We start from the raw sequence: 12,480 nt of genomic DNA, 5'->3' as shown, positions 1-12,480 counted from the left end.
CTCGAGGAGGAGCGGGAGGCCAAGATCATAACGCGCGAACCTCCTGGTCAGTCACGACGACCTAGGCCGCCGACATCTGGATGGGTGGTTGGTGGCTCACCTCTCGCGCAAGCGCAGTAGTGACAGGCCTGGCCGTGATCCTCGGTGGCCGGCGTCGCAGAATCGGCCATTGTCAGCGCGACGTCGCGGCCGGTACCGGTCAACCGGTGGTACCGGCGTTCGTGTGCGGTTCGCAACGTGGACACGCGGCCGCCCGCGGCAGCGTGCTGCCACCGACGCGCTGCTGCGCTTCCGCGGCGGCCGGCCTCTGTCTTCCCGGCGCTACGACCATCTCTGGAAACGGCTCGGTCAATGCCTGCCGTGGGTGGCCGAACACGGCATCTCCACCCACTTGCTGCGCCACACCACCCTCACCTGGGGTCGACCGCCACTACGGCTACGGCATCGCCCGCGCCTACGCCGGCCACACCGACACCATCGGACCACCCACCGCCTGCATCAAAGCCAGCCTGCAAGAAGTCGCCACCGCCTTCGCGGCCATGACCGGACCTGTTGGTGATGGGCATTGGTGGCCTCGTAGGGGTGCTGCTCGCCGGAGTTGTCGATCGTGGTGGGTGCAGACGATCTGAAGGCCTCGCTCGCGGAGGACGTCGACGGAATCGTGCTGTGCTGGGTAACCTTGCGTGACCTCGCCGAGGGCATTGGCCTGCTCCACCGCGCTGGCGGCGGCTTGCCTGACGGCACCTCGCCGCCGTCGGCCATGCGCCGCCCCAGCACATACGCCCGGCGGCCCCGAACGACTCGCGGACGACGTTGGAGTTGGTGTACGGCTCGCCACCGGCGAAGCCCCGCCGAAGATCTTACGTAAGATGTCTCGGGACACCTCTTTCGCAACGTGGAGGCACAGGGGTATGGAGCAACGGCTCAGAGTTGTGGCCATCGCCGCGGTCGGCATTATAGTCGTCGTTCTGCTCATCGCCATTCCGCTAATGAATGCTGGGCAATATCAGGCTCTCGCTGGCGGTATTCAGGCGGTGGGCGTGACAGCGGCACTGATATTTGGTGCGTTCACGCTTCAGCACGATCGTCACAGCAAGAAGGTTGACCGGGTCCTTGAACTGCACCAATCGCTGACGAGCGGTGACCTGCAGGCCTCGAGAATCCGCCTGATGCGTCACCTCGTGCGTCATTCCGACAAGTCCTCCGCGCGCGTAAGGTCGACCAGTATCAAGGAGCTTCGTGACGACGGCGGCGCGCTGTCCGCATACGACGACGACGCGCTCAACGCCCCGATCGTGGATCTGAATCTAGTACTGCGATTCATGGAGCGGTCAAACATCGCGCGGCGAAGTGGTGTCGTCGACCTCCGCTATTTCACGAACTAGTCGGCGGTCATGCGCTCTGGTGGAACCGCGCAATCAATGCGGATCTGAACGAGCCGCTTTCTCTACGTCTCATTGACCTTGCCAGGTGGACCAACGAATACCGGGTCAGGCATCATCCGTCGTACTGCGATATCTGGGACGTGAACATGCGGCGCGACTTCGGCCCGGTAACTACCGAGAAATCCGACCAGCGGCCGAGCAACGTTCCCTGATCAGATCCCGACATCCGGGATTCACGGCCCCGCCGGTGTGCCGACGCTTGACGGCGGCCTCCACTTCGACAGCGGGGCCGACCGCAAGTCGCTCAATCTGGGGGCGAACCCGGCCTTAGGGCAATATCCATGATGGCGTTGGTCGTCCTGAAACTCGCAGGTCGACATCCGCCCATAGGAGGCAAACCGCAATCCTTCCCGTGGTGCTCCGGGCGGGCTCGATCGCCGATCACGCAGCCGCTCCTCTACCGCCGTCACGAAGTCCACCCCGTTCAACACCGCCATGCCCATCGCCTTTCCTGGTGTGCCCAGCAGCAGAGACCGCCACCGGCATGGCACATGACACGACCACAAGGGGAATCACTCGAAAGGGCACCGCTCGCCAGCTCACTGGCGGCGGCCGCACAGCCACCGATAATCGATGCAGTCCAACCCGGACGGCGGATACATCGTCATCGGCGCGGACAACAAGGGAAAGGTCGTGGCCGGACTTACGGCGGAGCTCGCGCGACACTTCGACGAGGCCACGCTGCGCCCAAGCTGGCGAAGTACCTCACCGCGCCCGTCATTCCGGGAGCGGAAGGAGATCAGCTGCCGTCGAGCCGCGAGTGAGGGAGTGCGGGCGATCGCGCGGGTGTTGGGCGCGCGCCGTCGACGGTGAGCCGGGAACTGGCGCGCGGAACGGTCCGCCGAAAGTCGGTTTACCGAGCGTCGTGGCCCAGGCCTTGGCCGATCAGCGGGCTCGGCGGCCGAAGGCGCGGCTATTGGCGGTCGACGACCGGCTGCGGAAGCACGTACAGGATCGGTTGCACGCCGAGGACAGTCCTGAGCAGATCAGTCGGCGGCTGTTGTTGATGTTTCCCGATGATCCGGGAATGCGCGTGAGTCACGAGACTATCTGTCGCAGCCTCGCTAGGGCGAGCATGTACTGCCGGACCGCACAGCGACAACCCAGCCAGGCTCTTGCCGATGCCTCAGCCCATCCCGTTCCCTCGTATGGGGCCGACATAGCGGATGAGGATGGCAGTGGATGTCGGATGCCATGGGCCGGACGAGGGTGGATGGGCGAGCAGGAAGGCCGCCCCGCGGTCGCCGTCCATACGGGACTCAACGGCCCCGCAATCGGAATATGCGGAGACAATCCCGGTGAGCGATCTGCTGCCACCCGGCCAGTTTGAGCCCGCGAGACCGAGCCGCGTGCGCCGAGTTGAAATCACCCGCCTCGGGGGACGGCTCCGCCGGGTGAGTCAGGCAGGTTGACAACCGGACTCGGAAGCCGAGCGCCCCTTGGAGGCCGAGTCCACCGTCGGTACCGGGCGGAACGGAACGTGGGCTGGTGATCGGCGTGGGTTCGGGGCCACGACGACGGGGAGCCGGAGCGCGGGTCGGGCTACCGGTCGGCCCGGTACCGACCCGGATCGAGGTCTCGGCCTGACGGTCGGGCCCGAACGTGGATCGGAAGGGATCGCGGCCGACGTCCCAACCGCACAATGCCACAACCGAGGCTGAAACCGGGCAGGATGCTGTCGTTGCCCCCGGGTGCGGCCGAACCCGCTCCCATCGGCTCCTCCGTGCGCTGACATCGCTGAGCGGGAGAGCCGGTGGGAGCGGGCCGTGGCGGCCCCTGAAACAAAGTCCGTGATGCGCCAGACAAGCCCGGACACACCTGCTCGCGGGTGGCGTTGCGCCGCTGCCCGAATAGCAGATTCGGTTCCGCTCGACCGTCTCATCCTTTTAGGACATTGCGGAACACTCAGGACTGGTAGACGGAGGACACCGGAGGCCATGGCTGGGTGCAGTCGGGTTCCCGAGCGCAGCGCCGGCGGCTGGTCAGCTGTGGCTGGGTTCCGGCTCGGGCTCGCCGGCATCGAGTAGTAGTCCGGCCCGCGACGCCGCGGCGACGGCGTCGCGGCGGTTGCCGACACCGAGTTTGCCGTAGAGATGGTGGATGTGGGTCTTGACGGTGTTGACCGACAGGGTCAGATCGTCGGCGATCTCCTGTACTGACCGGATGGTCTGCAGCGCTTGCAACAGGGTGCGTTCCCGTTCGGTCAGGGCGACCGGTGCTGGCCGAGTACACACTGCGGCCCGGATGGCGTGGACGTTGGTGGCGTAGCCGCTCCGAGGGAACCTGACGGCGAGGGTGGGTGCGGCGAACACCAACGGATACAACACATCCATCGATTCGGCCAGCTCCAGCGCCCGGCCGATCGCCCGGCGCAGCTGGGTGTCCTCCTGGCCGGCCAGCGAGATCTCCGCTTCCAGCAGCCAGGCGTCGATCATCGACCAGGCCAGCAGGGGCGACACGGTGCCGTCCAGTACCGGCCGGAGCAGGTCGCGGGCCAGGCGGTGCCGCCCGCGCAGCAGCCGCGACCGGGCGTGCATGATCAGCAGCTCACCGGAGTCCGGGATGATCCGCCGGGCCCAGCCCAACACATCCCGGCAGACCTGGGTGTGGCCGACCAGGCTTGCCGCGCGATGCTCCAGCAGCGCGGCCACCGCGGCCTGGCGGCTGGAGAACCGATCCGGCTCGGCGCCCAACCGGGCCGCTCGCAGCCGCCGCAGCCCGGCCGGCCGCATCCCGGTGTCGAACAGCGCCGCTCCGGTCAGCACGCCGACCACGAGTGTCAGCCCCGGATCATCGGGCTGGACGTCGTCGTCGATCAGGTGCGCGGCCCGGTCGGTCTGCCGCAGGCAAGTCTGCGGCTCGGCGCGCAGGAACGCCCCCTTGGCCATCAGGGTCGCGGCCGCTGTGGTGGTCTGCTTCCACATTCGGGTCCCGATCAACTCCTGTATCTGCCGGGCCTTGGCGTTCATCGCGGCGTAGTCGCCACGCGCCCGGGCCCGCCGGGCGAGTGCGATCAGGCACCGCGCGGCCAGGTAGTCATGGCCGCGCTTCCTGGCGGTGGACAGCGCCGCGCGCACCACCGGCTCGTCCTCCGGTATGGAGTGGACCAGCCGGTGCAGCACCTCCAGCGTGGGCGTCGGGTCGGCAAGCCAGGCCGCGTCAGCGTGCTCGAGCAGCACCGCCGCCGTGTCCGGCGCCCCCGCCTCCAACTCCATCTGAGCCCCCACCAGCGCCAGCACCGGATCGGCCGCGACCGCTCGCTCGCCCAGCCCGACGATCGCCCGGCGGAGCACGTCGTGCGAGCCGGACAGCACCAGCGCCGGCCCATGCCGGCGCACCAGCCCGGTCAGGTGCGCCGCGTCCGCGGCGTTGATCGCGTGCTTCAGCGCCGCCTCCGGCTGCCGCTGCGATTCCAGCCAGTCAGCGGCCCGCCGGTGCAGCACCGGCACCAGGCCCGGCGTGCGGCGGCGCAGGTCGGCCAGCAGGTGCGTCCGCAACAAGGCGTGCACCCGGTACCACCGCCGCTCGACGTCGACGCTGAGCACCATCGAGGTCTGATGCTCAAGGGTGTCGAGCAGATCCCCGGCGTCCTCCCGCCCGGACAGCATGGCGGCCAACGACGCCGACACCTGATCGCACACGCTGATCACCCGCAGGAACTCCCGGGTCTCATCCGGCAGCCGGGACAGGATCTCCTCGATCAGGAAGTCGGTGATCGCTCGGTCGTTGCCAGCGAAGTCGGCCAGAAACGCATCCGGGTCGTCCGCCTCGACCAGCGACAACGCGGCCAGCCGCACACCCGCAGCCCACCCGTCGGTCTGCTCGACCAGCACACCCACCTGCGCACGCTCGATCGACACCCCGGCGGCCCGCAACACAGCGGCCGCCTCATCCACGGAGAACCGCAGATCGACCGCGCGCAATTCCCGCAACTCACCGGAGATCCGCAACCGAGCCAGCGGAAAGGGCGGATCCCGCCGGGTCGAGATCACCAGCCGCAACCCGGCCGGCTGATGCCGCACCAGCAACTCCACACCACGCAGCGGATCCGGATCGACCAGCTCGTGCAGATCGTCGAGAACCAGCCGGATCGGTACCGGCAACGCCGCCAACCCCTCGACCACCCCGGCCAGAAAATCGGGATCGCGGCTGGGCCGCGCCGGAACCCGCACCGAGCGCAGCCAACTGCCTTCCGGCACCGCCGCGCAACCGGCGACCGCCTCCAGCACACCCGACCAGAACCGGTGATCATCGTTGTCACCGTCGTCCAGCGACACCCACGCCGTTCGACGTCCCTCGCCGCGGCGGACCCACTCGGTCAACAGCAACGTCTTGCCCGATCCCGCCGGAGCGCAGACCAGCGTGACAGCCGCACCCCCCGCCGCCTCAAGAGCGGCCAGCAGACCCGGCCGCGACACCAATCCATCCGGCAGACTCGGCACCGCCACTTTCACCCGCGGCACCCCAGGCCGCGACACCCGCCGCGGTGCCCGCAGCCCGGCGACGGCCCTCCCCCACGGCATCGGCACCCGACCGGACGAGGGTTTCGCCATGTCAATCCCCCGCCAAGATCGTCGCAAGTGGACCATCATCGTCACACTTCTCCTCCCCCAAAGTCACGCGGCTTGCCTGTGAGTTTCCTCGCCCGAAAGCCCACAACAGGACGAAACACCCACGCACCGAGCAAGGCGCATTGGCCGCCTCCCCGGCTGGCCGACCGGGCAACCCCCAACCACTCCCCCACGGTGAAGCACGAGCCCTCAGGTGCCACCGAGAAGTGGGCGTGCCTAACAGTTCCCGAGCGTCGCCCGAACACGACGCGATGCCCACATCCGGCAACGTTGCGCGCTGTGGAGGTCCAACTCCGAACAGTGAAGGGCAACGACATAACGCGTCCGCACGGCATGCGCGGATCTGCGCCTCGCCGAGCCGGCTGCGCACACCGTGGCACTGAACCGGCCCGGGGCATCCGCCGCCGTGCGGGGCTGGCGCCGCGGTCGAGTCGGCGGCGACTGGTCGCACACGGACACCACCTCGCCACTGCACGTCACCGTCCACGTCGCGGCGCAGCCGCCGTGGCAGGTCTTCGGCTCGACCCTGCGCCGCATGCTCACTCATCTGGAGGCCGCCGGCCCGCAGCGCCAAGCCGTGGTGCTGGAAGCTTCGGCCGGCTTGTTCCCCGGTGCCGCTGCGCCGCCCGGCCGCCGGCAGTGTCGTTCGAGACTGTCGCTGCTTGGCTCCGCGGGCGCGGGATATCGCCATTCTGGACAATTCTATGCTGAATTGATCCTGTGAGGCGGCCGGTATTTTTCGGGTGAATTATTAGAGTCTTTTGGTCTCTTGCGGCGCGATTGGCACCGTGCTTGTCTTCTGGCGTCCCGGCTACGAAGGGAACGTCATGGGCCGGCACCGGACGCTGTTGTCACTTGTTGTTTGCAGCCTGTTGGGTGTGGTGGTGCCGGGCGTGGTCGCCGTTCCTGCGCAGGCGGATCCGGGTGGCGGCGGCGAAGCCGGGGTGGAGCGTTTTCTGAACTCGGTCCGGCATGATCCGGCCAGGTTGCGGTCGTTCCTGCTGGATTTGCCCAAAGGCGGCGATTTGCACAATCATCTGTCCGGAGCTGCGTCGACCGAGCTGCTGATCTCCCTGGCCGCACAGGACAATTTGTGCATCGACAGCACGACGTTCGTGGCGGCCGGCGGGCCGTGCGGGGCTGGTCAGCGTCCCGCGACGGACACCTCGAGTGATCCGGCGTTCCACCGGGCCGTGCTGATGGCGTGGTCGATGGAGGGTTTCCAGCCGGGACTGGGCGAGTCCGGGCATGACCATTTCTTCAACACGTTCGGCAAGTTCGGTGCGGTCACCGGCCCGCACCGGGTCGAGCTGTTGGCCGACGTGGTCGACCGGGCCGGCCGGCAGAACGAGCAGTATCTGGAGACGATGCTGACCCGGCAGGGCGGCCCGCTGTTCACCCTGTCCCAGGGCGTCACCTTCACCGAGGATTTCGCCGCGATGCGGGCACAGGTGCTCGCCGGCGGCACCATGGCCGGCATCGTCGCCGCAGCCGGCGCGGAGATCACCGCCGACGAGGCCCGGCTGCGGTCGCTGCTGAGCTGCGCGACCCTGGCGGCCTCCCCGGGGTGCGGGGTGACCGTGCAGTACATCCAGCAGATCAACCGGAACAACCCACCCAACGTGGTGTTCACCTTCATGGTGTCCGCGTTCGAGTTCGCCGCGGCCGGCCACCGCACGGTCGCGCTCAACATGGTCTCGCCCGAAGAAGGCGAAGTGTCCATTCGGGACTACCGGCTGCACATGCGGATGCTGGAGTTCCTGCGCGGCGTCTATCCCCAAGGCCACATCACCCTGCACGCCGGGGAACTGGTCGCCGGGCTGGTCAAGCCGGAAGAGTTGACCTACCACATCAGCCAAGCCGTGCGCATCGCGCACGCCGAGCGCATCGGGCACGGGGTGGACGTGCTGGGCGAGGACGACGCGCGAGAGCTGCTGCGCGCCATGGCCGACCAGCACGTCATGGTGGAGATCAACCTCACCAGCAACGCCCAGATCCTCGAGGTCTCCGGGCCGGACCACCCGTTCCCGACCTACCGCGACTTCCGGGTGCCGCTCACCCTGTCCACCGACGACGAAGGCGTCTCCCGGATCGATCTCACCCACGAGTACCAGCGCGCCACCACCGACTACCGGCTGCGCTACCGCGACCTGAAGACCCTGGCCCGCACCAGCCTCGAGCACGCCTTCCTGACCGGGGCGTCGCTGTGGCGCGGCCCCGACACCTTCCGGCCGGCCGCACCGTGCGCACACGACCGGCTCGGTGAGCCCCGGCCGAGCGCACCCTGCCGGGCACTGCTCGCCAGCAGCGCCAAAGCATCCCTGCAATGGCAACAGGAAGCGAAGTTCACTGCCTTCGAGCGCCGCTACGGCTGAGCCCGCACCGGCGTGCTGCTCCCCGTCCATCCCGTCGTGAAAGGAAGCCCCGAATGACCTCGTGGCGGCGTATTGCCGTGATCATGTTGGTGCTGCTCGGTTTCGTCGGCCTCGCGGTACCCGCGCAGGCGGCGGAAGCCGCACCTCGCGCGGTGCCCATCGCGGTGGCGCGGACCCTGCCGCTGGAGACGGTCGTCACCGTCGACGGCACGGCGACGACCCCATCGGGCGCGTTCGAATCCAGCTTCTTCGACAAGGGTTTCGCCGTGCAGGACCGCACCGCCGGAATCTACGTCAGCGTCGCGGTAGACCTGCACATCACCCCGGGCACCCTGGTCCGGGCGACCGGTGTGCTGCGCGACAGCTTCGGCCTGCTCATCCTGGTTCCCACCGACCCTGCCATGGTCCGCACGCACGGCACAGGTCCCCGGATCCGGCCGACCCCGCTGCGCACCGGCGCCGTCGGCGAACGCTCCGAAGGCCTGCTGGTGCGCGTGATCGGCGCGATCACCCAAGCTCCGGCATCAGACCCGCCATTCGGGTTCAAGTTCTTCGTCAACGACGGCTCGGGCGAGCTCACCATCTTCGTCAACACCCAGACCAACATCGACCTCTCCGGCCTCGCCCTCGGCCAGATCGTCAGCGTAACCGGATTCAGCAGCCAGTTCGACACCCACTACGAGATCGACCCACGCTTCCCCAGCGACATCACCGTGCCACGGCACTAACTCTCGGGGGATCTTCCTGCTCGCCGTCGCCTCGAAACAGGAGGCGGCCGAGTGGACCCAACAGAGCCCGATCAGCCAGCCGCATCAGGATCGGATACATCGAACCGGGTTTGATCACGAGCCAACGCACCCGTGAAGGAAGGCCCAGCAATGGAACTCCTCCAAAGAAAATAAGCTCGCTACTTCAGCGATCTCGATTCCAACAACAACGGAGTGCTGCAAGCGGAAGACCTGGCCGGTACAGCCACCCGGTTCTGCGCCCGGCTCGGCTACAGCGAGGATTCGCAGCAGGCCAAAGATCTACTGAATTCCTGCCTCGCTCTGTGGCACAACGTCATCGGCCCAATGGACGGCGATGGAGACGGCAAAGTCACACCCGAGGAAATGGCCGCGGCCTTCCTCGGGCAGCTCTCCCTGGACTCGGACGGATTCGAGGCCAACATTCGCGGCATCGCCACCCAGTTCTTTGCCATGTGCGACCGGGACGGCGACGGCTGGATCAGCCAGGACGAGTGGGTGGCAGTGTTCTCCTTCGCCGCCGTAGGCCAGCAAGGAGTTCTTCAGCGGCACCGATCCGGACGCGCCCGGCAACCTGATGTTCGGCAGCTACGAACCCACAACTTGCGACAGAATGAAGATCGATCCAAGAGCTGCGGTGAAAGGCCGCACCTTGGCGGATTCCTGTTCTACGCCGTCTGTGCCAGATAATCCACAATGGACTCACTCGGCTATGCCCCGCTGCCCACCCAACCTGGCCCGGCCGCGGCCACAGAGATCGTCCGCATCCCCGGCGATCAGTCCCACCCGGACTGTGCCATCTCGTCGGGCACCGACCAGCAGGAGATCACCATCACCGTCTCCAACCCCGAGGTCACCCTCCCGCCGCCGGCACTAACCCCCGACGTGGCATGTTCACCACCGGCGGACGGCTCAACCCGATCCGCGTCACCGACACCCGGGCCGGCAATCCCGGCTGGAACCTCTCCGGTCAGATGGACGACTTCACCGACAACGCCGCCCATTGGATCAACGGCGCCAACGTCGGCGTCGGGCTGCGCACCAGCCGAACCCTTGCCACGGCTGCACCGGAGCAGGAACGGGCACCGCCCTTGCCCTCACCGTGCCCACCGCCGGTACCTACGCCGCCACTCTCACCCTGACCGTGATCTGACCAGTCCGGGTCGGGGTTGAGATGGGTTCTGCCATCACGGATACGGCCCCGCGAGTGTCGCTTGAGGACTAGTCTCGGGTCTTTGTGGTGGTAGGCGACAGGATTGCCGCTGCGCGAAGTGACTCCGTTCGGCCGATTGGCGCCGGACGACCGGTGATCCACGGCGCGTGGTGCTCGGCTCGGCGTGAGACTCCCATTATGTAACCGATTTCCGATGATGAAGCGGACTGCACCCATGTGGGTGATGACCGACGGGTGCATGAAAGGGCACTCTGAGTAGAGGAACCCACATCATGGCTGCCGCTCGACAGAAACACCTCAACCAGGCGCTGATGCGCATCCCGCGCCGTGCGGAGAGCACGGATCGCCATACCCTGGCGACGACGTATGTCGCCGCCGGCTCATTCGCCGCCATGCTCAACTCCGCCGATCACCAGATCCTTTACGGTCGTCGGGGCACGGGAAAGACCCACGCGCTGCTCTATCTGTGCAACCTCGTCGAGGAAACCGGCGACGTGGTGGTGTACATCGACTTACGCACCATCGGATCAGCGGGCGGCCTGTACGGCGACAGTTCGGTGAGCCCCACCATGCGTGGCACCCACCTCCTCGTGGACACCCTCGAGGCGATCCACGAGAAGCTGCTCACGATCGCGATCGAGGGCGAGGTAGCCGATCAAGACGGTCTGCTCAAGGCGCTGGACGCGTTGGGGGAGGCCGCAACCGCGGTGGAGGTGGTCGGCCAGGTCGAGCGCGAGATCAAGGTCGGGGGTTCACGTGAGTACTCGGATGTCGCCGAGGCGAACCTGTCCACCTCACCCACGGCCAGGATCTCCACCACCCGCCGCCGGACGGTGGCGGCCGAGAGTCGGCTGCGGCGAACCGGAGTAGAGCACCGGCATGTGGTGTTCGGGCCGCTCCACCGGGCACTGCGAGGCATTGCCGAATCCCTCGCCCCAGCCCGGTTGTGGCTGCTGCTCGACGAGTGGAGCAGCATTCCGATGGACCTGCAGCCGTTGCTGGCCGACCTGTTGCGGCGCAGTGTTCTTCCGGTCCCCGACGTGACCGTCAAGATCGCCGCGATCGAACGGCGTTCCCAGTTCGCCCGGCCGGCCGCCGAGGGTGACTACCTCGGAATCGAGGTCGGATCGGACGCCGCGTCGGCGGTCAGCCTCGACGACTTCATGATCTTCGACCACGCCCGGAGCCGGGCTCAGGCATTCTTCGGGCAGCTGTTCTACAACCACGCGAGCATGCGGCTGGCGGCGATGATCCAGGACCCGCCGCCGGACCCGGACAGCTTCATCACGGAGGTCTTCCGCGGCGCCGCGTTCACCGAACTTGTCAGGGCCGCGGAAGGCGTGCCCCGAGACGCGATCAACATCGCCGCGCTGGCGGCACAACACGCATTCGGCGAACCCATCGGGCTGGCCGACGTGCGCCGCGCGGCCAAGGACTGGTTCGTGCGGGACAAGCAGACGGCCATCAGCGCCAACGACCCCGCCCGCCGCACTCTGCGATACCTCGTCGACGAGGTCGTCGGCCGCCGCAACTCCCGCACCTTCGTCCTCGACCAGCAGACCGGGGCCCACCTGCGGACGATCGAGGAACTCTACGACGCCAGACTGCTGCACCTGCTACGCCGGGGTATCGCGGACCGGCAACACCCCGGCCGGCTCTACGATGGCTTCGCCATCGACTACGGCTGCTATGTCGCGCTGCTCCTCGAAGGCGACCGCCGGGTGCGCAACCGCGGCGACTGGCTCAACTCACCCAAGGGCGTCCCTCCGGACGGGTTCAACCTCTCCACCGCTGCCATCGATCTCACCACCCTGGACCACTGAGCCAGGGTTTGAGCGCTCATCGGTGCGGGGCGTTCTCGGACGTGGAGTAGTCAGCCGGCTCCGCTGCGTACCGAGCCGATCGCGGTCCCACCGCCAAGGGCAGCACGTCGCCGCTGGACGGGACGAAAGACCTCCCGTCCCCGGACGTCGGTCCCTACTCCTGCTGGGAACCCGACACGCACGATGGGCCAGGCGCCGGCATATCGGTGAAGAAGGCCGCGGTGGGCAGAGCCGCCGTCCGTGACGGAGCCATTGACGAGAAACGAGCACAAACATGAGCACGCAAGCCCGGACCAGGGCCCGTGAGGTGCGCCGGGCGCAGGCCGCCGCGGCGCGGCGCAGGCAG

Annotated in this window: 8 protein-coding genes; 7 read left to right on the top strand and 1 reads right to left on the bottom strand. The window is 67.6% G+C overall.

All coding sequences use genetic code 11. The features are described from left to right. The first annotated feature begins 911 nt into the window (after nucleotides 1-911). On the top strand, nucleotides 912-1,385 hold the full coding sequence (locus VFO68_RS33765) for a hypothetical protein (RefSeq protein WP_325162503.1): 474 nt from the start codon (nucleotides 912-914) through the stop codon (nucleotides 1,383-1,385). A 2,042-nt stretch (nucleotides 1,386-3,427) separates the two neighbouring features. On the opposite strand, the gene VFO68_RS33760 is transcribed toward VFO68_RS33765, so the two are convergent. Further along, nucleotides 3,428-5,863, bottom strand: a complete 2,436-nt coding sequence (locus VFO68_RS33760; RefSeq protein ID WP_325162502.1) for a helix-turn-helix transcriptional regulator — start codon at nucleotides 5,861-5,863, stop codon at nucleotides 3,428-3,430. A gap of 526 nt (nucleotides 5,864-6,389) precedes the next feature. Between VFO68_RS33760 and VFO68_RS33755 the strand changes: the two genes are divergently transcribed. The 6 genes from VFO68_RS33755 (at nucleotide 6,390) to VFO68_RS33730 (ending at nucleotide 12,134) form a co-directional block, all read left to right on the top strand. After that, a complete protein-coding gene (locus VFO68_RS33755) occupies nucleotides 6,390-6,740 on the top strand; it encodes a hypothetical protein (protein ID WP_325162501.1) in 351 nt (116 codons plus the stop codon). 169 nt (nucleotides 6,741-6,909) lie between these two features. Then, entirely contained in the window at nucleotides 6,910-8,391 is a 1,482-nt protein-coding gene (locus tag VFO68_RS33750; RefSeq protein WP_325162500.1) for an adenosine deaminase, read from the top strand. A gap of 53 nt (nucleotides 8,392-8,444) precedes the next feature. Beyond that, complete coding sequence (locus VFO68_RS33745) at nucleotides 8,445-9,119, top strand: hypothetical protein (RefSeq protein WP_325162499.1); 675 nt, start codon at nucleotides 8,445-8,447, stop codon at nucleotides 9,117-9,119. Between the two features lie 213 nt (nucleotides 9,120-9,332). Then, nucleotides 9,333-9,827: a hypothetical protein gene (locus tag VFO68_RS33740; RefSeq protein ID WP_325162498.1), complete on the top strand. Its 495-nt coding sequence runs from the start codon at nucleotides 9,333-9,335 to the stop codon at nucleotides 9,825-9,827. A gap of 200 nt (nucleotides 9,828-10,027) precedes the next feature. Next, on the top strand, nucleotides 10,028-10,279 hold the full coding sequence (locus tag VFO68_RS33735) for a WxL domain-containing protein (RefSeq protein WP_325162497.1): 252 nt from the start codon (nucleotides 10,028-10,030) through the stop codon (nucleotides 10,277-10,279). A 304-nt stretch (nucleotides 10,280-10,583) separates the two neighbouring features. Then, complete coding sequence (locus VFO68_RS33730; RefSeq protein ID WP_325162496.1) at nucleotides 10,584-12,134, top strand: hypothetical protein; 1,551 nt, start codon at nucleotides 10,584-10,586, stop codon at nucleotides 12,132-12,134. Nucleotides 12,135-12,480: the final 346 nt, after the last annotated feature.

Source organism: Actinophytocola sp. (assembly GCF_035712165.1).
Classification (GTDB): domain Bacteria; phylum Actinomycetota; class Actinomycetes; order Mycobacteriales; family Pseudonocardiaceae; genus DASYTH01.
The sequence above is the reverse complement of the archived record's forward strand: the minus strand, read 5'-3'. Positions and strand labels throughout refer to the sequence as shown.